The 22,254-nt window shown below is 43.4% G+C and carries 21 protein-coding genes, 1 tRNA gene and 3 pseudogenes; 16 read left to right on the top strand and 9 right to left on the bottom strand.

Translation table 11 applies throughout. From position 1 onward, the window contains the following. Positions 1 to 103: 103 nt before the first annotated feature. Together CSQ79_RS16905 and CSQ79_RS16900 are read left to right on the top strand one after the other, a co-directional pair. On the top strand, positions 104 to 715 hold the full coding sequence (locus tag CSQ79_RS16905; RefSeq protein ID WP_099702334.1) for a peroxiredoxin: 612 nt from the start codon (positions 104 to 106) through the stop codon (positions 713 to 715). Positions 716 to 920: 205 nt separating this feature from the next. After that, positions 921 to 1,472: a peroxiredoxin family protein gene (locus tag CSQ79_RS16900; RefSeq protein ID WP_099702333.1), complete on the top strand. Its 552-nt coding sequence runs from the start codon at positions 921 to 923 to the stop codon at positions 1,470 to 1,472. Between the two features lie 113 nt (positions 1,473 to 1,585). Here the strand turns inward: CSQ79_RS16900 and CSQ79_RS16895 are convergent, their stop codons facing one another. From CSQ79_RS16895 to CSQ79_RS16880, 4 genes are all read right to left on the bottom strand, one after another. Further along, entirely contained in the window at positions 1,586 to 2,602 is a 1,017-nt protein-coding gene (locus tag CSQ79_RS16895; protein WP_099702332.1) for a DnaJ C-terminal domain-containing protein, read from the bottom strand. A 350-nt stretch (positions 2,603 to 2,952) separates the two neighbouring features. Beyond that, positions 2,953 to 3,495: an AAA family ATPase gene (locus CSQ79_RS16890; protein ID WP_099702331.1), complete on the bottom strand. Its 543-nt coding sequence runs from the start codon at positions 3,493 to 3,495 to the stop codon at positions 2,953 to 2,955. A gap of 82 nt (positions 3,496 to 3,577) precedes the next feature. Beyond that, complete coding sequence (locus CSQ79_RS16885) at positions 3,578 to 4,867, bottom strand: glucose-1-phosphate adenylyltransferase (protein ID WP_099702330.1); 1,290 nt, start codon at positions 4,865 to 4,867, stop codon at positions 3,578 to 3,580. Between the two features lie 398 nt (positions 4,868 to 5,265). Next, the gene (locus CSQ79_RS16880) at positions 5,266 to 5,883 is read right to left on the bottom strand and encodes a hypothetical protein (RefSeq protein ID WP_289501237.1); all 618 of its coding nucleotides are present in this window, start codon (positions 5,881 to 5,883) and stop codon (positions 5,266 to 5,268) included. 315 nt (positions 5,884 to 6,198) lie between these two features. On the opposite strand from CSQ79_RS16880, the gene CSQ79_RS16875 reads away from it, so the two are divergent. Further along, the gene (locus CSQ79_RS16875) at positions 6,199 to 7,662 is read left to right on the top strand and encodes a glycoside hydrolase family 13 protein (RefSeq protein WP_099702328.1); all 1,464 of its coding nucleotides are present in this window, start codon (positions 6,199 to 6,201) and stop codon (positions 7,660 to 7,662) included. A 64-nt stretch (positions 7,663 to 7,726) separates the two neighbouring features. On the opposite strand, the gene CSQ79_RS16870 is transcribed toward CSQ79_RS16875, so the two are convergent. Both CSQ79_RS16870 and CSQ79_RS16865 read right to left on the bottom strand, forming a co-directional pair. Then, positions 7,727 to 8,038: a hypothetical protein gene (locus CSQ79_RS16870; protein WP_099702327.1), complete on the bottom strand. Its 312-nt coding sequence runs from the start codon at positions 8,036 to 8,038 to the stop codon at positions 7,727 to 7,729. Between the two features lie 298 nt (positions 8,039 to 8,336). Further along, a complete protein-coding gene (locus tag CSQ79_RS16865) occupies positions 8,337 to 8,759 on the bottom strand; it encodes a fasciclin domain-containing protein (protein ID WP_099702433.1) in 423 nt (140 codons plus the stop codon). Between the two features lie 147 nt (positions 8,760 to 8,906). On the opposite strand from CSQ79_RS16865, the gene CSQ79_RS16860 reads away from it, so the two are divergent. The 12 genes and pseudogenes from CSQ79_RS16860 to CSQ79_RS27940 all read left to right on the top strand — a co-directional run bounded on the left by CSQ79_RS16860 (position 8,907) and on the right by CSQ79_RS27940 (position 19,791). Further along, positions 8,907 to 9,140, top strand: coding sequence for a DNA-directed RNA polymerase subunit omega (locus CSQ79_RS16860; protein WP_099702326.1), 234 nt, complete (start codon positions 8,907 to 8,909; stop codon positions 9,138 to 9,140). 10 nt (positions 9,141 to 9,150) lie between these two features. Next, positions 9,151 to 9,717, top strand: coding sequence for a hypothetical protein (locus CSQ79_RS16855; protein WP_099702325.1), 567 nt, complete (start codon positions 9,151 to 9,153; stop codon positions 9,715 to 9,717). A 9-nt stretch (positions 9,718 to 9,726) separates the two neighbouring features. Then, positions 9,727 to 10,092, top strand: a complete 366-nt coding sequence (locus tag CSQ79_RS16850) for a DUF1818 family protein (protein ID WP_099702324.1) — start codon at positions 9,727 to 9,729, stop codon at positions 10,090 to 10,092. A 144-nt stretch (positions 10,093 to 10,236) separates the two neighbouring features. Beyond that, positions 10,237 to 10,310: transfer RNA gene (locus tag CSQ79_RS16845), tRNA-Pro, on the top strand. Positions 10,311 to 10,413: 103 nt separating this feature from the next. Then, positions 10,414 to 11,163: pseudogene (locus tag CSQ79_RS28940) on the top strand (IS1 family transposase). Between the two features lie 47 nt (positions 11,164 to 11,210). After that, positions 11,211 to 11,324, top strand: a pseudogene (locus tag CSQ79_RS28935) (ATP-binding protein); the annotation flags it as partial. Between the two features lie 653 nt (positions 11,325 to 11,977). Beyond that, complete coding sequence (locus tag CSQ79_RS16830) at positions 11,978 to 13,561, top strand: class I SAM-dependent DNA methyltransferase (RefSeq protein ID WP_099702323.1); 1,584 nt, start codon at positions 11,978 to 11,980, stop codon at positions 13,559 to 13,561. Then, positions 13,551 to 14,828, top strand: a complete 1,278-nt coding sequence (locus CSQ79_RS16825; protein WP_099702322.1) for a restriction endonuclease subunit S — start codon at positions 13,551 to 13,553, stop codon at positions 14,826 to 14,828. The genes CSQ79_RS16830 and CSQ79_RS16825 overlap by 11 nt, the downstream gene beginning before the upstream one ends. Further along, entirely contained in the window at positions 14,828 to 15,865 is a 1,038-nt protein-coding gene (locus CSQ79_RS16820; protein WP_099702321.1) for a DUF4268 domain-containing protein, read from the top strand. Before CSQ79_RS16825 ends, CSQ79_RS16820 begins: the two co-directional genes overlap by 1 nt. A 68-nt stretch (positions 15,866 to 15,933) precedes the next feature. Then, the gene (locus tag CSQ79_RS16815) at positions 15,934 to 16,419 is read left to right on the top strand and encodes a hypothetical protein (RefSeq protein ID WP_099702320.1); all 486 of its coding nucleotides are present in this window, start codon (positions 15,934 to 15,936) and stop codon (positions 16,417 to 16,419) included. Between the two features lie 34 nt (positions 16,420 to 16,453). After that, positions 16,454 to 19,666 (top strand): type I restriction endonuclease subunit R, encoded by a 3,213-nt coding sequence (locus tag CSQ79_RS16810; RefSeq protein WP_099702319.1) that lies wholly within the window; start codon positions 16,454 to 16,456, stop codon positions 19,664 to 19,666. Further along, entirely contained in the window at positions 19,645 to 19,791 is a 147-nt protein-coding gene (locus CSQ79_RS27940) for a hypothetical protein (RefSeq protein WP_289501233.1), read from the top strand. The genes CSQ79_RS16810 and CSQ79_RS27940 overlap by 22 nt, the downstream gene beginning before the upstream one ends. A gap of 60 nt (positions 19,792 to 19,851) precedes the next feature. Here CSQ79_RS27940 and CSQ79_RS16805 read toward each other — a convergent pair whose 3' ends face one another. Beyond that, positions 19,852 to 20,178, bottom strand: coding sequence for a Txe/YoeB family addiction module toxin (locus CSQ79_RS16805; protein ID WP_502693936.1), 327 nt, complete (start codon positions 20,176 to 20,178; stop codon positions 19,852 to 19,854). Next, positions 20,153 to 20,452, bottom strand: coding sequence for a type II toxin-antitoxin system Phd/YefM family antitoxin (locus CSQ79_RS16800; RefSeq protein ID WP_099702318.1), 300 nt, complete (start codon positions 20,450 to 20,452; stop codon positions 20,153 to 20,155). The genes CSQ79_RS16805 and CSQ79_RS16800 overlap by 26 nt, the downstream gene beginning before the upstream one ends. Positions 20,453 to 20,851: 399 nt before the next feature. Between CSQ79_RS16800 and CSQ79_RS16790 the strand changes: the two genes are divergently transcribed. Continuing rightward, positions 20,852 to 21,481: a hypothetical protein gene (locus tag CSQ79_RS16790; protein ID WP_099702316.1), complete on the top strand. Its 630-nt coding sequence runs from the start codon at positions 20,852 to 20,854 to the stop codon at positions 21,479 to 21,481. A gap of 234 nt (positions 21,482 to 21,715) precedes the next feature. On the opposite strand, the pseudogene CSQ79_RS16785 reads toward CSQ79_RS16790, so the two are convergent. After that, positions 21,716 to 22,216, bottom strand: a pseudogene (locus tag CSQ79_RS16785) (PDDEXK nuclease domain-containing protein); the annotation flags it as partial. Positions 22,217 to 22,254: the final 38 nt, after the last annotated feature.

Raw genomic sequence — 22,254 nt, 5'->3', positions numbered from 1 at the left:
ATTTGTAACAGTTCGACATAATTAAGATGTGTATGAGTCAGTTTTAGAACAAGACTAGCTCATAGCCATTTATGAAGTAGACGCATCAAGGAGAAATAGTTTAATGCCTCTAAGTTACGCAGCAGATGGATGCCTCAGAGTTGGTCAAACTGCTCCAGATTTTACAGCAACAGCTGTAGTCGATCAGGAATTTAAGACAATCAAACTCTCTGACTATCGGGGCAAGTACGTCATTCTATTTTTCTATCCTCTAGACTTTACCTTTGTTTGTCCAACTGAGATTACAGCATTTAGCGATCGCTTTGACGAGTTCAAAGCAATCAACACCGAAATTTTAGGTGTTTCTGTTGATAGCGAATTTTCTCACTTAGCTTGGATTCAATCTGATCGCAAGTCTGGTGGAGTTGGCGATCTCAATTATCCTCTTGTTTCGGATATCAAGAAAGAAATTAGCGCTGCATACAACGTTCTCGATCCAGAAGCAGGCGTTGCGCTACGTGGCTTGTTCATCATCGACAAAGACGGTGTCATTCAGCACTCGACAATTAACAACTTATCCTTTGGTCGCAACGTAGACGAGGCACTACGCACACTCAAAGCAATTCAGTACGTACAAGATCACCCTGATGAAGTATGTCCTGCTGGTTGGCAACCTGGAGATAGTACTATGACTCCAGATCCTGTCAAGTCAAAAGTTTACTTTGCTTCTGTGTAAATCATAAAGAGTTTTGTGTCACGAATCGTGCAAAACTCGTGAAATGGAAGATAATAACCCAACACATCTTAAGAAGAGTCAAAATAGAAGTGTGTTGGGTTTTTCCATCAATGCAATGTTAATATCAAACAGTTTTAAAATAAGAAATAGCTAAATTTAGCATAGTGTTTCTGATTTCCCTAAGAAAAGAAAAGAGAGAAAAAATATGCTAACCTCAACAAATTTTAGTGGCTTATTAAATGAGCGCTTTTTTCAAAACTTGTTACCTATTCCAGCCGAAGATGCCTTAGTTTTGGGTAAAACGACACCAAACTTTGCGCTACCAGATATTACTAATGGTCGGCTAGTTAAATTATCAGATTATCAAGGACAGCCTGTTTTATTAGCTTTTACGCGAATTTTTACAGAAAATCAATATTGCCCTTTTTGCTATCCGCATATCATCGATTTAAACGAGAAATACGAGCAATTTACAAGTCGTGGGATAGAAGTTCTCATGATTTCGAGTACCGATGAGCGTCAAAGTCAAATTGTTGTCAAAGATTTAGGAATCAAACTACCATTACTCAGCGATCCTAGTTGTCAGGTATTTCGTAACTATAAAGTAGGGCAAGCATTAGGTGCACCTTTACCAGCACAGTTTGTGTTAGATAAACAGGGCAAACTGCAATACAGACATTTGTTCTCTTTCTTCTCGCATAATGCAAGCATTGAAACACTTTTAGCACAGCTCGAGAAGATAAAGCATAACGATTAAAATCGCGGCTTAACAAACTAAGTCCACCTCCGTGGACTAATAATACCAAAGTGTGCTGAAACCTGTCTTCACAGGTTTTGTTTTAGAGCTGCGGTTGAAACCGAATCAGCTATTTAAAGTTTCACCTGCTGAAAGTGACTGCGAGGATTGAAGCTACGGTTATCGCGAATTTTCTCGTAGTACTCGCGTTCAATTGGAGTTAGTTCTTTAGGAGATGCGATCGCAATTTTCACGAGTTGATCGCTGCGCCCACCTTTCGGTAACGTCCACCCTTTGCCGCGTAGTCGTAGAGTTTGACCTGAGCGAATACCTGCAGGTATATTCATTTTGACACTACCGTCTGGTGTTGGTACTTCAATGACAGCACCCAATACTGCTTCATCAGGAGTAATCGGCACTTCACACACCAAATTGTCTCCCTCAAACTGGAAGAAGGAGTGTGGTAAAAGTTCGACTTTCAAATATAAGTCGCCGCGCTGCTGGTTGTAGGGGCTAGTTTTTCCTTTACCACGCACGCGAATTTTGCTCCCAGATTTAGCCCCAGGAGGAATGCGCACTTCAATTGTTTCATTACCTAAGCTAATTCGCTTCTGCACGCCATTAAATGCTTCTGCAAAACTTAACTTAATTGAGGCTTCTGTATCTAGAGAAGCACTCGGAGTTGCGGTGTCAAAGTTGGAAAAATCACCAAAGCCATCAAAGCCACTGAAACCAGTCGATCTTGGGGTAGTGCGATAAGTATAAGTCTGGCTACCAGTACTACTACGACTAGCACCACTGCGCCCAAACCCACCCAAAAGATCGTTTAAAAATTCATCAAAAGAGCCATATTTACCAAAATCGAATTCTTCAAACCCGACGTTGGTACCACCTCCTGATGGCCATCCTTGTCCAGCTTGTTTCCAGTATTGCCCAAAAGAGTCATATTTTCTACGCTTTTCAGCATCAGATAGAACTTCGTAGGCTTCGTTAACTTCTTTAAATTTTGCTTCGGCTTGTTTGTTTCCAGGGTTAACGTCTGGGTGATATTTTCTTGCCAGTCGGCGAAAAGCTTGTTTAATTTCATCATTTGTGGCAGTCTTACTGACTCCCAAAATACTATAGTAATCTTTGAAGTCGGTTGCAGCCATCCACTAATCTCCTTAAAACAAATTGACTTTATTATTTTATGTATGTTTTTTGAAAAACTGACTGGAGCAGCGATCGCAGTCTTATATCAAGAATGAATACCCTTCTTAAATTAGAGTAATTTTGAACTTAATGTGTGTTCTAGAATTGCACCAGCGCTTTAAACAAATTCTCCTCTGCACCTAAAACACCTCTGCTGCCTTGCTTCGCTACACGTAGTAACCCTAGAGCAATACAGTATCACTCCTACACCCTCAGCTTAGCTTTCGATGACGACGAGTGCCAAGGTAGTTACGTTCGGTTGTTTGTCAAAGCCACTGCGTAATAACCGTACTTAAATTCAAAATAACGGTTAAGTTCTTTCTCTAACACCCTGACCTCTGAACCGTAGGTCTGCGCAAGCGTCCTCCGATCCCTGATCCCTACTATAGTGAATCAAGCAATCTAAATCTTCTGTTAGTGTTGGTGGAGCATCTCGCAGTTGACGATGCATTCGCAGCACAACTTCTTCTGGTACAGTGCGCTTACGTCTTTTATTGCGTGCTAAACACAGCCAAATCGGGGTATCAACCCATACGCCAGTAATGTAATTAAAGCCAATAGCACGGGCAAGAGCAATCACTTCGCGTCGCTGGCGACGTTGAGCATTTGTAGCATCATAAATTGCTTCAGAGGCGATTCCTTGAGAAATTTGTAGTACAGCTTGTTGAAACTGAATTTGTACTTGACGCCAAATTATTAACCAAGATCCTTGAATACTTTCACTGCCAAACAACTGTTGACGCAGCACATCAGTAGAAATCAGCCGCCGACGGGGATCTTCCGCCAGCAGCTGACGCGCTAGTGTTGATTTACCACTACCTGGTAATCCAATCAACAAAATCAATCTAGCCATTTTTGAGGAACCTGAGAACAAGACAATTCGAGTAAAAAAGTGATGAATATAGCACTCATCACTAGCCACTAGCCACTAACTACTAAATCACCGTGCCATCAGGAATAACTGCATTTTTCAGAACAACAGTAATCCCACTGCGAATATAAAATCCTTGTTCTTCGCGTTCTGCTTCTTCTACACGGTCTTTGTTGATGATGCGGACATCACAACCGATACGAGCATTTTTATCGACGATCGCTCGTCGAATTGTTGTATTTGCACCAATTCCTAAAGGAATATTGCCATCATTGCAATCTGATTGTCTTTCGGCAAATGGTTGATAATAGTCTGCCCCCATAATGAGCGAGTCTTCGATTGTGCAACCAGCTTCAATTCGTGCGCGTACACCTAAAATTGAATGGTGAATTTGGCAATTTTTTAAAATACAGCCATCCCCTACAATTGATTCGGTGACTTGGCAGTTTAAGAGCTTACTAGGTGGCAAATAACGTGCTCGCGAGTAAATCGGAGCATTTTCATCATAAAAACTAAATGCGGGCTGGGGCTGCTGCGTTAAAGCCAAATTAGCATCATAAAACGCTTCAATAGTTCCAATGTCTTCCCAGTAACCATCAAATAAGTAAGCTTGGACATTGTAATCTTGAGCAGAAGCAGGGATAATTTCTTTGCCAAAATCCGTTTGTTCTTGAGATTCTTTCAAGAGTTTAATGAGAACGTCTTTTTTAAAAACGTAAATCCCCATCGACGCAATATATGGCTTTTGTTGCGCCTGATCTGCTGTCAAGCCCAAAATACTAGTATCAACTTGCATCTGACGCAATGCTTCACCTTTGGGTTTTTCGCTGAAATCTACGACTCGTCCAGAATCATTGATTTTCATTAACCCAAAATCAGAGGCGCGGCGCTCATCCATTGGTACAACCGAAAGCGTAATATCGGCATTGGTATCGCGATGTCTTTCGACGAATAAGCGATAATCCATACGGTAAAGATGATCGCCAGATAGAATGAGGTATTCATCAACATCCCACTCTTCCAATAACCAAATATATTGGCGGACTGCATCGGCTGTCCCTTGGAACCAGTTAGGGTTTTCTGGGGTTTGTTGGGCTGCTAAGACTTCTACAAAACCTTCGGTAAATCCCGAAAAGCTGTATGCACGAGCGATATGACGATTAAGTGATGCTGAGTTAAATTGTGTCAGAACGTAGATTTTAAATATTTCTGAATTAATACAGTTACTGACAGGAATATCAATTAAGCGATACTTCCCTGCCAATGGTACTGCTGGCTTGGCGCGTAGCTTCGTCAGCGGATAAAGCCGCGTACCTGCACCGCCCCCTAAAATAATCGCTAGTACTTTTTTCACGAAAAATCCTCCCAACTGCCATTCGATTCCCAAGTACAGTGTATGACTGTGCGGGACAGCTGGTAAGGGGGAAATCAAGAAAGCTAGGTAAAAGATGCGGAATGATTTTCTGTCAAGCTTACTACGCTACTTTTGGCGAATATTCAAAGTCTCACTAAAAACCCAATCAAGCTAATAATGCCTTGAATCAAATTCTGAGTATCTACGGCTTGTTGAACTTTTTGACGGATGCTCTGCATTTGCTGAAGACATAAATTATTACATAACCCTATATCTTGCAATCCGAGACGCATTCTTGAAACTAAGAACGCTTCATCTAGTTCATTTTTTAGTAGATTGTTGCAATAACAATCAAGAGTTTTGGTTTCTAATTAAGAGGTTTGGTGATTACCTAATTTTTAGGAGCCAACTAAAACAGAGTGAATTGTTGCTGATTCTTGAAATTTTTTCGTTTCGTTATATTCTCTGATTGGAGATGAGTAAATTCCAGAAAATTGTTGATTTGAAACAGTGGGTCTAAACAACAGATTCTGAGCAGGTTGATTAGCAAATCTTACGTATTCCCTAGATTCATTTTGGGTGTTATATGACACAGTTGCATCTCCGTAGACTGCTTCTGCTTGTTTCAGTGATGTCCCTGAGCCAACTCCTTCTGTAGTTCGGACATCGGGATTATCGGTCAACAATAGTTCGATTGAGTCTGAATCAGAAAAGGTTGTTCCGGCAGGATAAAGAATGTAGTATTGCACCTTTCCAAACTTGCTCACTGCGATCGCATCGAAGTCTACTATAAAAGGTGACTCTACCTTAAATTCGGCATCTGAACCTAACACCTGCTTCAGTTGCCCAAAAGTCATACCTAATTTAGCAAGTCCAATACCCGTTGCTGAAATTATCAAGGCTTCAGAGGTCGAAGGAGAAATTTGAGATGTGGTGTGGCTGATACTATGCTGATTCCTTGGCTCAGAAGTTACTGTGGGAGATGAAAAAGGTAGTGTTTCCGTATTTGATGTCATAGGTTGCGGAGTACAGCTCATGAGCGCTATAGAAAAAATAGAGAGAAAAAATTTAGCTTTCATGGTTTGGTACTTCTCGATTAAACTTTTAAAATTAATTAGAATTAATAAAAGATGAAATTATAAATTGCCAAATTGAGTATGCAGCATCGCTTTTCCAAAAAAACTGTATCTTAAAGTACATTAGTTAAGTTATAACGGGTTTACTCAACAATCCCTAACTTTATCTGCATAAATTCTTTACATTCAACCCCAGGTTAGAACCAGAAATCTGCAAGTATTTGTACTCTGTCTATGAAGGACTAGGGAGTATTTATGCTGATTCAAACCCCAGATTGGGTCAAGCACGCTGTTTTTTATCAAATTTTTCCAGATCGTTTTGCTCAAAGCAAGGAACCACACAAGCGATTATTGAAAAACGCCTCGTGGCAAGATTGGCATGAGATGCCGACACTCCAAGGCTACAAAGGTGGCGATTTGTGGGGTGTGACTGAACAGCTAGACTACTTGCAGAATTTGGGGATTACTGCCATTTACTTCACCCCCATCTTTCAATCAGCAAGTAACCATCGCTATCATACGCACGATTATTATCAAGTCGATCCTTTATTAGGAGGAAACAGCGCATTTAAAGAACTGTTAGATGCTTGTCACGATCGCAATATGAAAGTTGTTTTGGATGGAGTCTTTAACCATTCAAGTCGCGGCTTTTTCTTTTTCCACGATGTCTTAGAGAATGGTCAACATTCCCCTTGGGTCGATTGGTTTAAAATCCAAGATTGGCCCTTATATCCTTATGATGAGAATTTTCCAGCAAACTATGGTTGTTGGGCAGGAATTCGGGCGCTACCAGAATTTAATCATGATAACCCAGAAGTGCGCGAGTACATTATGGAAATTGCGGAATATTGGATTAAATTTGGGATCGATGGTTGGCGTTTGGATGTGCCGTTTGAGGTGAAAACTCCTGGTTTTTGGCAAGAGTTTCGCGATCGCGTTAAAGCACTCAACCCTGAAGCTTATATTGTTGGCGAAGTTTGGGGAGATTCGCGTCAGTGGCTCGATGGCACGCAGTTTGATGGCGTGATGAATTACTTATTCGCTGGACCAACGATCGCTTTTGCCGCAGGCGATCGCATTGTTCCTCAACAAGTTAAAGGTCCTTCATACGAAGCTTATCCATCACTATCTGCGCCTGAGTACGCAGAGAAAATGCAGCAACTTTTGCAACTATACCCGTGGGAAATTCAACTGACACAGTTAAATCTACTTGCTAGTCACGATACGGCAAGGTTGATGTCAATTGCTGATGGCGATCTTTCTAGTGTCAAACTAGCAACGCTACTTCTTTTAACTTTTCCTGGTGCGCCTAGTATCTATTACGGCGATGAAGTTGGCTTACCTGGAGGTTTAGATCCTGATTCTCGTCGTGGTTTTCCTCTGGAAGCCCACTGGGAACGCGACATTTTAGAATGCCACCGTCAACTCATTGCACTACGACAAGCTCATCCAGCGTTACGCGTAGGAACATACCGAGTTCTCTATGCAGATGCTGCTGTTTATGTTTTTGCACGAATCTTGGACGATGAAGAAGTTGTTGTTGCTGTTAATACTGGTACTTCATCAGCAAGTGTAGCTGTACCCGCACATGATTTGAAATCTCAACCAAACGAAGTTTTATATGGAGATAGCATTGCTCAATGGCATAGTGCAGGTGAATCGATTCAGATCAAGTTAAGCTTACCTGAGCGCTCTGGGTGTATCCTTGGTGGAGCTTAGCTCAGTATAGATAGAAAAGGGTTTGGCAATGCCAAACCCCAACATCTAGAGATGATTCTTAGGCTTACGAAATAGAATTGCCAGCTTGGGTTAACATTTGACCGAGCTGCTGTGCTTTTGTACCAGCTTCTCCACCAGCACTTGCAGCAGCTTCAGCTGTCTTGCTACCAACTTGCTTTAAAGCTTGCGCAATACCAGAAGCATTACCACTAGATAATTGGCTTTTTAATTCACCCAAAGCGCTAGCAATTTCAGGTGCAGCGTCTTTTAATTGTGCTTCCCAGCTTTCAATGTTAGCCAAAGCAGCTTCAGCAGGGATAGAGGTTAAACCACCCTGTAAAGCTGAAATGGTGGTATCTAGGTCTGCTTGTGCCATGATGTTTACCCAAAGTTGTTTCCTTAATCCATTGTAAAGAAATCTTGTATTTTGTAAAGAGGAATTAAGTTAAGTTAAGTTTAAGTAAATATTTTTAATTTTATTTTCATAACAGATAAATAGTTTAATAGTAAAAATTCTTATTAACTTGCAACTACAACTGCTAGAAGAAGGACTTTTAAAAGTGTCAATTTGATAAAGTGAGCAAATTTCATCTACAATCTGCTCACAAAAGTGTATCTAAATTTGCAATTTCCGGCTGTTTACTAGAACACAATAGCCGCCATCCCAACTCGTATTACTCAGCAGCAACTAAACCTGGTACGAGTACTGCGTCAATGACATGAATCACACCGTTGTCTGCCAAAATATCAGATTGCAAAACGTTAGCATCATTAATTTTAATCTTTCCACCAGAGGATTCGATTCCAACTACAGAGCCTTCAACTGTTTCGGCTTCCTCAATTTGCATTAAATCTTCAGCTCTCACATCTCCAAAGGCAACGTGATAAGTTAATATCCGCTTTAACTTGTGATTTTCTTGCAGTAATGCTTCAAGCGATACCCCTTCTGGTAGCTTGTTAAATGCTTCGTCTGTAGGTGCAAAGACAGTATAAGGACCAGGACTTTTCAAAATATCAACTAAGTCTGTAGCTTTGATCGCTTCTACCAAAGTGTTGAAAGTACCGGCATTAACTGCAGTATCTATAATGTCTGCCATGATTGCAACCGTGATAGTGTTAAAATTCATTAATAAAATGAAAACGTTTGCTTAGCATCTATCAACAGAAAGGTTGTAGTATAAAGTGATGAGACTGTAACTCTAAACGTGCTGATAAACTAGGAGAGATCCCCAGCACAAAATACTATGCTCAAGCGTTCTAAGTTCGAGACGACCCAAACTCAAATTATGCATCGGGCAGAAGAATTAATCGGTGCAGCTTCAAATCGTTACCGGATCACAGTACAAGTAGCTAACCGTGCTAAGCGCCGTCGTTATGAAGATTTCGATAATATAGACGATCCGATGATGAAGCCAGTCATTCGGGCAATTATTGAAATGTCTGATGAGTTAACTCAACCAGAAATTATTGGGGAGTAATGAGTAAGCTGTGAAACGCAAGCGATCGCTAATATTCATCACTGCACTTGGAGTTGTGTGTCTAATCGTTTTAGGTTCAGGACAACACAACGCAAATCAACTTGCATTGCAACAACCAGCGATCGCTCAAAGTGTCCGTATAAGTGATGTTTGGCAACAAGTTTATCAACAGCTACCCGACTTACCACTAGAAAACCAGTACATTAGCCGACAAACTGGAAAAGTCGCTCCAGAAAACACGTTGGTATGGCGCTTAATTAGCTACCATACTTACGTCAAAGGACGTCCGCCAAACTATCGACTCGATTGGAAGTTGACTTTGGCTGATTATCTCGGTGCAAACGAATGGATTCAGGAAGAAAGTTATCCAGGAAACGATACATTGCGACAAAATCCCCTAGCAGGCGATCGCACTGCAATTGAACGCCTCAACCGCGATCAACGAAATGCACTAGTGCAAGCGCTTGTGAATGTTTTTAGTGGCGATTCGGCTACAGCAACTCCTGCAACATCAAGCCCTGAGACACAACAAGAACTACCGCCCCAGCCAGGAGGCGCAAGACTACTAATGCCATAATCAAGTTATATGGAGCGTGTTGTCAAAAGTGGGACTGATTGGCGCGTTGGTTGGAACCCTAGTGCTACACAATATCAAGCTTTAGTTGGTACAGATGACTGGGCAATTGAACTGACATCTGCTGAATTTAATGATTTTTGTCGATTATCACTACAGTTAGCAGAATCAATCGCTCAAATTGCACATGAACTAATGGACGAAGAAAAGATTAGTTGTGAAGCTGAGAGTGATTTACTGTGGATGGAAGTAACAGGCTATCCTCATGCTTACAGTTTACGCTTTATTCTGCATACAGGACGAGGGGTAGAAGGCAGTTGGACACCTCAAGCTGTTCCTAGTTTAATTCAAGCAGTCCAAATGATTCAGGTTTTCTAATTTGGTAACTGGTAACTGGTCATGGGTAATTGAAAAGAATATTATCCACAGTTCCCATTACCAATTACCAATTACCGATTACCCATTACCGATTACCTAAATCTTTTAATTATTGCTCAACTGTGCTAACATTAATATTCTTGACGGGGCGTAGCGCAGCTTGGTAGCGCGCCACTTTGGGGTAGTGGAGGTCGTGGGTTCGAATCCCGCCGCTCCGATTGACTAAAAACCCTTCCTACACAACATATGGTAATGTTCTAGACTTGTTGTTTTTGAGTGTTTCGTGTTTGAATCGAAGCATCAACCACGAAACACTCAACGATGGTTCTGGAACCGATTCATTGTCCAGGCTGTAATGATGCAATTGCAGTCATCAAGCACGGTAAGACACCTGATGGGAAGCGCTACCTTTGCCAAAATCCCAACTGCGATCGCCGCACCTTTGTTCGGGACTATGCTTACCAAGGTTACTTACCTCAAGTCAAGGCACAAATCAGTGATCTGGCAATCAATGGCAGTGGGATTAGGGATACTGCACGAGTCTTGAAAATCAGTCCGACAACTGTGATTGAGGAATTAAAAAAAAGCATCGACACCTCAAAGCAGTGAATGAAGCACGTCTTGCCCAACTCAACCTAAGCCAGAGCGCAATTGAGATTTGCCGGGTGGAACCTGAAGCCGAACTCGATCTCCATGTGGAGTTTTGTGCAATCGAAGCAGCAACAAAGATGGCTTTGGCATGCAATTGACCACAATAGTGGTGTCGTGTTGGCATATGTACTAGCGCCACGTCACGACGAAGCGTTTGTGAAGTTGAAAGCCTTGTTAGAACCGTTTGAAATTACCCATTTTTATAGTGATGGTTGGGGTGCTTATGAACGTCATCTCGATACTGCTATTCACATGATTGGCAAGCGTAATACTCAGAACATTGAACGCAAACATTTAACTCTACGCACTCGAATTAAACGGCTCGCTCGTAAAACGATTTGCTTTTCTAAATCTGAACAGATGCACAATATCGTCATTGGACTGTTCATTAATCGTGAGGAATTTGGTTTAGTGATTTAGAGCCGACCAACAAGTTTAGAACATTACCCCGTCTAAGTGACTCACAAGTAGCAACCGTTTCTCTGATTATAAGAGCTACCAAAGAAGCTGGCTTGATCAAGGCTGACGAATCCGAATCAACCTCTACCCGCTATGCTCGCTATCTCCCTTTTTGGGCATAAAAGTGTTTTAACGCAAACCGATATTGGTCACTCCAAAATCCTCAAGCCCCTGTAAAACCAACAAAAAAGTGTTTTAACGCAAACCGATATTGGTCACTCCAAAATCCTCAAACCCTTATGAAAAGCACAGAAAAGTGTTTTAACGCAAACCGATATTGGTCACTCCAAAATCCTCAAACCCTTATGAAAAGCACAGAAAAGTGTTTTAACACAAATCGAGATGAACGAAGCCGAAAACCGAGCTAAATTATTTGATCCTTCACTTCTTCGCCGCAAGCTGGGCAATCATCGAAGACAGTTGCATTCGTTGCGAGGTCATCGCCCTTGATTGCTTGATTAGCAACGACAAATGCGCCCAATTAGAATTCACCGATTGGTAAAGATTGTAAGCGATCGCTCTGGAAAGATAGTTGGATAAAGTGCGTTCGCCCAGCTACTTGTCAGATTCAACTATTGTTTCTTTGTCTCTTTATTGATTAACATCAAGCGCCAAGCAATCGTAACTGTGAATCTGCGGATTTATTTTTTTACACAGATATAAATATCGTTAGATACTCTGGGGCGCTGCCTGTCTTCGGTTTTTATACTCGAACCATAAAATATTATGGCATCAAATAGGCGATCGCGCAAGCTATTTTTGATGCCCTCCTAGGATGTGGCGGAGTGTAGCAAATCGCGTGGGCAAGAAGAGTACAGAGCCAAAGCTGAGTAAAAGCACGGTAGGGTTAGGTTTTAAGGAGAAATTGTGGGCGGCGGCGGATAAATTGCGCGGTCACATGGACGCAGGGGAGTATAAGCACGTTGCCCTTGGTCTAATTTTCCTCAAGTACATATCGGATGCCTTTGCGGAACAATACGAAAAAATAGCTGCCGATCCCTTAGCCGATCCTGAAGATCGCGACGAATACACGGCTGATAATATTTTTTGGGTTCCTGCTGTGGCGCGTTGGTCGCACTTACAAAATAATGCCAAACAGCCCACTATTGGGAAGTTAATCGACGACGCGATGGTGGAAATCGAAAAGGAGAATCCATCGCTCAAAGGCGTACTACCCAAAGACTATGCCCGTCCTGCACTTGATAAGCAACTATTGGGAGAGTTAATCGATTTAATTGGCACGATTGGGCTAGGAGATAGTGCAAGTCGCACAAAAGATATACTCGGCGGGGTTTACGAATATTTCTTAGGTCAGTTTGCCAGTGCTGAAGGTAAGCGAGGCGGACAGTTTTACACTCCCCGTTGTGTCGTCTCACTGATGACAGAAATGATTGAGCCTTATAAGGGGCGCGTTTACGATCCGTGCTGCGGTTCGGGTGGGATGTTCGTGCAGTCGGAAAAGTTCGTGCAGGCGCATGGCGGACGGATTGGCAACTTGGCGATTTACGGGCAAGAGTCGAACCCGACAACATGGAAGCTATGCAAGATGAATTTGGCGATTCGAGGGATTGATGGCAATCTCGGTTCCCAAAATGCCGATAGTTTCCATAACGACTTGCACAAGGATTTGAAGGCTGATTTTATTATGGCTAATCCCCCATTCAATATGAGTGATTGGGGAGGCGATCGCCTGTTGGAAGACGGGCGCTGGAAATACAATACTCCACCTGTAGGTAATGCGAACTATGCCTGGGTGCAGCACATGATCCACCACTTAGCCCCCAATGGTATTGCGGCTTTTGTGTTGGCGAATGGATCGATGAGTTCTAATTCTTCAGGGGAAGGCGAGATCCGTAAAGCGATCGCTCAAGCGGATTTAGTTGATTGCATGGTGGCGTTGCCAGGGAATTTATTTTACAACACAGCAATTCCTGCTTGCCTTTGGTTTTTGGCACGGAATAAGAGAAACAGTAAATATCGCGATCGCAAAGGAGAAACGCTGTTTGTTGATGCGCGAAAAATGGGGGTACTGCTTGACCGAGTACATCGGGAATTGACAGAGGAAGACATCGCCAAGATTGCCCAAACTTACAACGCTTGGCGGGGAGATAAGGGCGCGGGTGAGTACGCAGATATTCCTGGTTTTTGTAAGAGTGCAAAGCTTGATGAAATTGCCGCTCACGGTTATGTGCTTACTCCAGGGCGATATGTGGGAGCGGAGGAAGTCGAAGATGACGGCGAGGTATTTGAGGAGAAGGTGCGGCTGCTGGCGGCGAAGTTGGAGGAGCAGTTTCAGGAGTCAGCACGTTTGGAGCAGAAGATTCGAGAGAATCTATGGGGGTTAGGGCATGGGTTTTAGCTGGGAAGAAAAGCCTATAGGCGAGATTGCAGATGTGGTTGGTGGTGGAACACCAGATACAAGTAATCCTGAATTTTGGGAAGGGAATATTCCTTGGATCACTCCCAAAGATTTATCGGCACATCAAGAAAAGTACATTTCACGGGGCGAGCGCAACATCACATCGGCTGGTTTGCAACGTTCTTCGGCAAGACTATTACCTATAAATACGGTACTGCTTTCTAGTCGCGCACCTATTGGATATGTTGCGATTGCCAAAAATCCTGTCACCACTAATCAAGGTTTCAAAAGCTTAGTTTTCAAAGAAGGGTATGTACCAGAGTTTTATTATTACTTCCTAAAAGCAAATGTAGACCTTTTAGAACGTCATGCTAATGGCAGTACGTTCAAAGAAATTTCTGGCTCAATAGTTAAGAACATTAAAGTTCCAGTTCCCCCTCTCCCAGAACAAAAAGCGATCGCTCATATCCTCGGTACTCTTGACGACAAAATCGAGCTAAACCAGCAGATGAACCGGAATTTAGAGGCGATCGCCCAGGCAATCTTCAAATCCTGGTTTACAGACTTCGATCCTGTTCGCGCCAAGATGGAGGGACGACAGCCAGTAAATATGGATGCTGCGACTGCTGCCCTTTTCCCTGATTCGTTTGAAGATTCACCACTAGGGGAAATTCCGAAGGGGTGGAGGATGGGCGAATTTGGAGAAATTGCTCATATTGTCATGGGGCAGTCTCCACCTGGCGAAACATATAACGAACTAGGGGATGGGCTACCCTTTTATCAAGGTGTTCGTGATTTTGGTTTCAGGTTCCCAACTCGTCGCGTTTATTGTAATGCGCCCAAACGCTATGCAGAAAAAGCTGATGTTCTTTTCAGCGTTCGCGCTCCGGTGGGCAACTTAAACATTGCAGTTGAACGCTGTACCATAGGACGTGGGCTGGCTGCTCTTCGTCTTAAAGCTAATCATGGTAGTTTTTTGTACTACTTTCTTAAGGCTACGCAGTCGCAGTGGGAGAAGTTTGAGGCGGAAGGGACTGTTTTTGGTTCTGTTTGCAAAGATGACATTTACTGTTTCAAACTGATTGTTCCAGTTGCCGGAATTATTGAAAAGTTTAATTATTTAGCCCATTCCATTGATGCTCAGATTGAGTCAAACGAACAAGAATCTTTAACTCTCGCCGATATCCGCGATACCCTCCTACCCAAACTAATGTCAGGCGAAATTCGGGTGAAGGAAGCAGAAAATATTCTGGAGGATGTCGCCTAATGCCTCTTACAAACAAGCCGCTTCTAGGACGACTCGAAAAAGTCGATCCTCGCACTTACTGGGAACGGGAAGATATAGATTTTACGCCTTGGCTAGCTTTGACAGAAAACATCCAGATTTTAGGCGACACGATCGCCATTGAACTAGAAGTAGAAGCCCAAGAAAAAGGAGTTGGACTCTTTCGGGCTGACATTCTGTGCAAAGACACAGCTACCGACCATTGGGTATTAATAGAAAACCAACTTGAGCGTACCGACCATATCCATTTAGGACAACTGCTTACTTATGCTGCTGGCTTGAATGCGGTAACGATTGTTTGGGTTGCCAAGCGATTCACTGAAGAACACCGTGCTGCACTCGATTGGTTGAATGAAATCACTGATGAGGAATTTAACTTCTTTGGGTTGGAAATAGAACTTTGGCAAATTGGCGACTCCGCGATCGCTCCTAAGTTCAACATAGTTTGTCAGCCAAACGATTGGAGTAAGCGCATCACAGGCGTAACTAAAATTCTCCAAACATCTAATCCTAGTAAAACTAGACAACTTCAGTATGAATATTGGGCAGCATTCCAAGATTTTGCTTTGACTCACGCTACCTTAATTAAGCCAACAAGACCCCTATACCAACACTGGATGAATATAGCACTAGGGCGGAGTGGCTTTGGTTTATGTGCAGTTGCCATAGTTGCCTCTGCTGTAGATTCTGAAACTCAATCCTACGCCAACAATGAGATTCGGGCTGAAGTTGTCATTTCAAGAGAAGCTAAAGCCTTCTTTGCTTTATTAGAGTCGCAGAAAACCGAAATTGAAGCGGAATTTGGCGAACCTTTGACTTGGTACAACAACCTGGAAGTCAAAAGCTGTCGAGTTTACTTACGCCGTGCAGCCAATTTGAATGCAAAAGACAAATGGGCAGAACAACATCAATGGCTGGTAGAGAAGTTAGATCGGCTCTACAAAGTCTTTTCTCATCGCGTTAAGCAACTGAGCCTTGATAGTGCGATCGCTACAACTATTCCTAGCGAACCGCTCTAGCTGTGACGAGTTTTGCCAACATTAACTTCGATCTTAAATTTATCAATTAATTTGAAATTAACAAAACCATGAGAAGTAATCAATTAAACAGCACTAGAACAATTACAGAAATTAGCGGTAATCCAGGTCAAGTTTGGGGAAATGTTGCGATTCCAGCTAGCGGCAAGACAACTATGAAAATTGTTGGCGATGTACTGCAATCTAATGCTACATCTGCCTACCAGTTAGAGAAAAAAGTAATTTACACTCGCATTCAAAATATCGACTCAGGAGAACTGGTTGAAGGTCGAATGTGGTGGTTACTAACTCTAGGAATATTCACCTTAATCTACATAATTGGCATTGCTTTCATAGTTGCCTTTTTTGTCTACAAACGAAATTGGATTGTTGTTCATACTAATTGTTCAAACCTAATTCTGTTTTATAAAAAGACCGAAAACGCTCAGGACTTTTGTAAAAACGTTCTAGCAATATCGCGACAACTAAATGCGCCCATGCAGCCCCAACAAAACATGGGTAATAGTTCGCAGCCTTCACCTTCAGCAGTCCCATAAGTGAAACCGCACACAAAATACTGGAGATAGTTAGATGAGCGGTGTAACCGAATCGATTGTTGAAGCTGCGACCCTGGAATGGTTTGAAGGATTAGATTACACTACTCTTTCTGCTCTAGATATTGCTCCCAATGAACCAAACGCCGAGCGACAAACCTTCGCAGATGTAATATTAGTAGATCGCCTCAGTTCAGCCCTAGCACAAATCAACCCTACCATTCCCGTCGATGCCTTAGAAGAAGCGCTCCGCAAAGTTGTAAGTGTAGGTTTAGATTCACCCAGCTTGTTTGAAAATAACCGCCGCTTCCATAAATTACTGATCGATGGCGTGCCTGTAGAATACTACGCCGACAACCGGATCGTACACGACCAGGTGAAGTTAATCGACTTTGATAGCAGCGACAACAACGATTGGTTAGCAGCTAACCAATTTACTGTCATCGAAGACAGAAAAAATCGCCGCCCTGATGTTGTGGTTTTTATCAACGGCTTACCCTTGGCAGTTATTGAACTAAAAAACCCAGCAGAAGAAAACGCCACAATCAAGGGAGCATTTAACCAACTGCAAACTTACAAACAAGATATCCCCTGTCTGTTTCCCTACAATGAAGTTTTAGTTATCTCCGACGGACTCACCGCTAGAGTTGGCACGTTAACTGCTGACTGGGAACGATTTATGCCTTGGCGGACGATCGCCGGAAATGAAATCGCTACCAACAATACTCCAGAACTGGAAGTTTTAATCAAAGGTATCTTTGCCAAATCACGATTTTTGGACTTGCTGCGACACTTCATCGTATTTGAAGTAGACGGCGATCGCATTATCAAAAAAATGGCTGGGTATCACCAATTCCACGCCGTCAATACTGCGATCGCTCGTACTGTAGAAGCAGCTTCACCCCAAGGCGATCGGCGCGTTGGTGTAGTCTGGCACACTCAAGGCAGTGGCAAGAGTTTAACAATGGCATTCTACGCCGGAAAGATGATCCAACATCCGGCAATGGCAAATCCTACTCTAGTAATTCTGACCGATCGCAACGACTTAGACGATCAGCTATTTAGTACCTTTGCTGCTTGCGCCGATTTATTGCGTCAAAACCCAGTCCAAGCCGAAAACCGAGAACATTTGCAAGAACTGCTGAGTGTCGCATCAGGAGGTGTTGTATTTGCAACAATTCAGAAATTCAGTACCGAAAACGAAAAGTATCCCCAACTAAGCGATCGCCGCAACATCGTTTTTATTGCTGATGAAGCCCACCGTTCGCAGTACGGGTTAAAAGCTAAAGTAGTCGTTAAACCTACCAAGCAGAAAGGAAAAGTTTACCCCCTAAAACCTCAAACTTCTTTGTTGGCGGCTGAAGCATCCAATCCTTATCAACTTTATAGCGATTCCCTACCAGAATCAGCAGGCGATCGCGCTTACACCTCCTACGGTTTTGCCAAATATCTCCGCGATGCCTTGCCGAATGCCTCATTTATTGGTTTTACTGGTACTCCCGTCGAATCTACAGATAAAAACACTCTTGCCGTCTTTGGCGACTACATCGACATCTACGACATCCAACGCGCTGTAGAAGATGGGGCAACCGTCCGCATTTTCTACGAAGGACGACTCGCCAAACTGGAACTCCAAGAATCAGAGAAACCCACAATCGATACTCAATTTGAAGAAATCACTGAAGGCGAGGAGCTAACAGCAAAAGAGAAATTAAAAAGCAGGTGGGCGCGATTAGAAGCTTTGGTGGGAGCAGAAAAACGCCTTACCCTAGTTGCCAAAGACCTTGTAGAGCATTTCGAGCGCCGCCAAGAGATTATGGACGGTAAGGCAATGATTGTCTGCATGAGCCGCCGGATTTGCGTAGACTTGTACAATGCGATCGTTAAGTTACGCCCCGATTGGCAGCACGCCGACGACGATAAAGGGGCAATTAAAGTCGTGATGACTGGCTCTGCTGCGGATGGCGCACAGTGGCAGCAGCATATCCGCAATAAGCCCAAACGCAAAGAACTTGCCAAACGATTTAAAGATCCCAACGATCCATTTAAGCTAGTCATCGTGCGGGATATGTGGCTGACAGGTTTTGATGCCCCTTGCTTGCATACGATGTATGTAGACAAGCCAATGCAGGGACACGGATTGATGCAAGCGATCGCTAGAGTGAACCGCGTCTTTAAAGATAAACCTGGTGGTTTAGTCGTCGATTATTTAGGTATTGCCGACCAACTCAAGCAAGCATTAGCAGCATACACCGAAGGCGATCGCGGACAGACAGGCATTCCTCAAGAAGCGGCGATCGCCATCATGCAGGAGAAGTACGAAATCGTCACGGATCTATTTCACGGTTTCGATTATTCTCTATTCTTCAATGGCACTCCCACAGAGCGTTTGTCTGTCATGCCCGCAGCACTAAATCACATCCTAGAGCGATCGGATGGGCAGCAGCGATTTATTAAAGCCGTTACCGATCTAGCGAAAGCCTTTGCCTTAGTAGTTCCCCATGAATCAGCCCTAGAGATTCGCGACGAGGTGGGATTTTTTCAAGCACTCAAAGCAGCATTTGCAAAACATACTGTTGTAGGCGGTAAGAGTCAGGAGGATATAGATACTGCAATTCGACAGATTGTATCTAAAGCTGTCGTCTCCGATGAAGTGGTAGACATTTTCGCCTCTGCTGGACTGAAAAACCCCGATATCTCTATCCTCTCAGATGAGTTTCTAGAAGAAGTACGCGGCATTCCTCACCGCAACCTTGCCCTAGAGCTACTGAAAAAACTCCTCAACGATGAAATCAAAACTCGCTCGCGCAAAAACTTAGTCCAATCTCGTTCCTTTTCTCAAATGCTGGAGCAAACCATTCGGCAATATCAAAATCGCTCAATTGAAGCAGCCCAAGTAATCTCAGAACTGATCGACCTTGCTAAAGAGATCCGCGCTGCCCAAAAACGCGGTGAAGATTTGGGATTAACAGAAGACGAACTAGCCTTCTACGATGCCCTAGAGGTTAGTGATAGCGCCGTACAGTTACTAGGGGATGACACGCTACAGGCGATCGCCCGCGAATTAGTCCAAACTATCCGTCGCAACGTCTCTATCGATTGGACGGTCAAAGAGAGCGTCCGCGCCAAGCTGAGGACTTCAGTAAAACGACTTTTGCGTAAATACGACTATCCCCCAGACAAGCAAGAAAAGGCAACAATTACAGTGCTGCAACAGGCGGAATTGCTGTGCAAAGACTGGGCTGCATAAAGGGGGCGATCGCCGATGCCAACCGTCAAGGAACAACAGTTTGGGATTTACCTGGGCGACTTGCAGCGGAGTCTGCTAGGGAGTACCAACGTTTGTTTGAGGAGATTTTGGGGCTGCTGCCATGAGTACCAAAGTGCGCCTATTACTGGATGAGGCACTGACAGATGTTGATGAATGATTGCAGGTTACTCGTAGTGATAGCGAGCTTGAAGAAAATTTATTCGGTCGTGGGTGACTGTATATACAACTCTATGCTCTAAGTCAATGCGGCGCGACCAGGTATCAGCGTCCAGGTACTTAAGTGGTTCTGGCTTCCCAATTCCAGTAAAGGGGTCAAGCAATATAGCCTGAACTAGGTCTAGTACCTTGTACGCCTTTTGAACGTCGTGTTTGTACCACCAGCCGAGGTCTTCCCTAAATTCTTCCTCAAATACTGGGACGCGAACAGTAGTTTTCTGTACCTCTGTTTGAGAGATTTTAGGTGGCTTATTGCTCTTCTTCTTGCTTGACAATCCCCAACTCCTGGCACAATTGGTCAACAGACATTGGCTCTGTTGTACGAGCTTTGGCACGTTCTAAAGCACTTAATAGCCGAGCAGCATTCTTGGGCGAACGTAGCAGATAAGCTGTCTCAAGAAGGCTGGAAAGTTCTTCTTCTGCTATCAGTGCAACATTCCCGCGATCGCGACGCTTAATGACGATTACTTCTTTATCATCAACAACCTGGTCGAGCAGGCTAGCAAGATTGTTGCGAGCTTCTGTGTATGTAGTCTCCGAACTCAGCATAGTAATTATGTACAGCTTTTATGTACATAATTATAGCAATGTCTATTCAACAATAAATTTATTGCTGAGTTTTATCGGACAATGGAATTTGTTAGTCAACAATTTGCCGCATAGCTCCTACTCTTTCTACTCCAGTAATCGATTTTCAGAAATCTTGGAAAAACTTGAATATGTAGAGTTTACTGAAGAAGCAATCGGAAAAATGTTCGTAGGCTGGTATGCGATGGCTGCCTACCTCTATCAAGCCAGAAGCTTGCTCAAAACTAAATCTAGTTGCACTCATTTGAAGAATGGCAACTAGCTCTAGCGCGCGAAGCTTTGGGGTGAGGAAGCGTTAATTACCCTGCTCCGGCTTGTTATTTGCATTTAACCTAGAATCGAAGTTTTTTGGTTGATTCTATGTCTGTTAAGGCGTGTATTTATATTGGCGATCTATATGGTTGCAGCAACGAGCCTTTTGTCTATACCTTTACCCCAAGCACAGCGATCGCGGTTGATGATGAAGTTGCTAGTCTAACTGTAACTGCTCCTGCGGAGGGCGAAGTTTACATCCGCAAAGGTGCTTGGTTGCACTTTGGAGCTAACTATATCGTAGTTGCTAAAGATACTGTAATTACGTCTGTTGCTACAGGCGTAGATATTGAGCCAGCAACAAGTGCGATCGCGGTTTCTGACACTGCTGATACTTGGGGTTTGCAAAGGGTTCTAGCTAGCTATATTCATTCAGATGAATCAAAATTTACTGTAACTACCTCTGATTTGGAGAGTCGGGGGCTTGGCGCAATTATTCACCCAGCATCTCAAAGTAATCAGTCAATTTACACGTTAATTGTGCAGAACAGTCGTCATACCTTTGGACGCGCTCAAGTTGGTTCGCTTTCTTATCGAGACAAGAGCGCCAAGTTTGAAGTATTTTTTCAAGCTCCTTTTGGTAATGCTATTTTGTTTACTGCTCAATCTACATATCGACAAGCACAACTTAATAAGCTTCGTCAGCTAGCTGGATTGCCTGTATTGGTTGCCCAGTAGTAGGGGTTTGAGTAGCAACGGAGAATAAAACAACGTTAAGCCTGAAACTGTCTCATAGCAGGGGCTTTACTAAGTAAACAATTATTAATCGTACAGGCGATCTAAAAATTTCAAGTGCGCTCTCGAAGGCTGAAACCCCACTGCTTGCGTTAACTTAGCTAAAAGTCCTTAGCGTGGTTTTTGTCACACTTGCTACTCAAACGCCTAGTAATTGATTCGGCGCGAGCGCTTCGTTCACGATGGGTTGTCTTGGGGGTATGGCAGTCGGCGGCGGGCGATGGCGATCGCTTCAGTGAGTTTTGCTTGCAGTAATTCTTTGGGCGGTAATACCGTCAGGTACTCGGCGACATGGATGCCGCTAGAATCTAGCTCTAGCAATTCAATCATCTCTTGCTTTTTACCTGCACATAAAATAATTCCCAGTGGCGGCTGTTCATCGCTTTCTTGCTCGTATTTGGCAAGCCAACGCAGGTAAAGCTCCATTTGACCTTTATATTCAGCCTGGAAGCCGCCTAATTTGAGGTCAATCGCTACGAGGCGTTTGAGTTTACGGTTATAAAACAATAAGTCGATATAAAAGTCGTCGTTGTCGATTTGCAGGCGTTTTTGACGCGCGACAAAGGTAAAACCCGCACCGAGTTCTAGCATGAATTGCTCGATTTCCCGCAAGATGGCATCTTCGAGGTCTTTTTCGAGATAGCGATCTCTTAAATCCAGAAAATCCAAGATGTCGGGTAGGAGGGCATACGTCGCCGCATCCCTCCCCCCAAAGA

The sequence above is a fragment of the Gloeocapsopsis sp. IPPAS B-1203 genome, assembly GCF_002749975.1.
Classification (GTDB): domain Bacteria; phylum Cyanobacteriota; class Cyanobacteriia; order Cyanobacteriales; family Chroococcidiopsidaceae; genus Gloeocapsopsis.
Note: the sequence above shows the minus strand (reverse complement) of the source record. Positions and strands in the feature narration are given on the sequence as shown.

Coding starts and splice junctions, on each gene's coding strand:
- CSQ79_RS16905 (WP_099702334.1), top strand. CDS start 104: ATGCCTCTAAGTTACGCAGCAGATGGATGCCTCAGAGTTGGTCAAACT.
- CSQ79_RS16900 (WP_099702333.1), top strand. CDS start 921: ATGCTAACCTCAACAAATTTTAGTGGCTTATTAAATGAGCGCTTTTTT.
- CSQ79_RS16895 (WP_099702332.1), bottom strand. CDS start 2,602: ATGGCTGCAACCGACTTCAAAGATTACTATAGTATTTTGGGAGTCAGT.
- CSQ79_RS16890 (WP_099702331.1), bottom strand. CDS start 3,495: ATGGCTAGATTGATTTTGTTGATTGGATTACCAGGTAGTGGTAAATCA.
- CSQ79_RS16880 (WP_289501237.1), bottom strand. CDS start 5,883: ATGACATCAAATACGGAAACACTACCTTTTTCATCTCCCACAGTAACT.
- CSQ79_RS16875 (WP_099702328.1), top strand. CDS start 6,199: ATGCTGATTCAAACCCCAGATTGGGTCAAGCACGCTGTTTTTTATCAA.
- CSQ79_RS16870 (WP_099702327.1), bottom strand. CDS start 8,038: ATGGCACAAGCAGACCTAGATACCACCATTTCAGCTTTACAGGGTGGT.
- CSQ79_RS16865 (WP_099702433.1), bottom strand. CDS start 8,759: ATGGCAGACATTATAGATACTGCAGTTAATGCCGGTACTTTCAACACT.
- CSQ79_RS16860 (WP_099702326.1), top strand. CDS start 8,907: ATGCTCAAGCGTTCTAAGTTCGAGACGACCCAAACTCAAATTATGCAT.
- CSQ79_RS16850 (WP_099702324.1), top strand. CDS start 9,727: ATGGAGCGTGTTGTCAAAAGTGGGACTGATTGGCGCGTTGGTTGGAAC.
- CSQ79_RS16830 (WP_099702323.1), top strand. CDS start 11,978: ATGTGGCGGAGTGTAGCAAATCGCGTGGGCAAGAAGAGTACAGAGCCA.
- CSQ79_RS16825 (WP_099702322.1), top strand. CDS start 13,551: ATGGGTTTTAGCTGGGAAGAAAAGCCTATAGGCGAGATTGCAGATGTG.
- CSQ79_RS16820 (WP_099702321.1), top strand. CDS start 14,828: ATGCCTCTTACAAACAAGCCGCTTCTAGGACGACTCGAAAAAGTCGAT.
- CSQ79_RS16815 (WP_099702320.1), top strand. CDS start 15,934: ATGAGAAGTAATCAATTAAACAGCACTAGAACAATTACAGAAATTAGC.
- CSQ79_RS16810 (WP_099702319.1), top strand. CDS start 16,454: ATGAGCGGTGTAACCGAATCGATTGTTGAAGCTGCGACCCTGGAATGG.
- CSQ79_RS16800 (WP_099702318.1), bottom strand. CDS start 20,452: ATGCTGAGTTCGGAGACTACATACACAGAAGCTCGCAACAATCTTGCT.
- CSQ79_RS16790 (WP_099702316.1), top strand. CDS start 20,852: ATGTCTGTTAAGGCGTGTATTTATATTGGCGATCTATATGGTTGCAGC.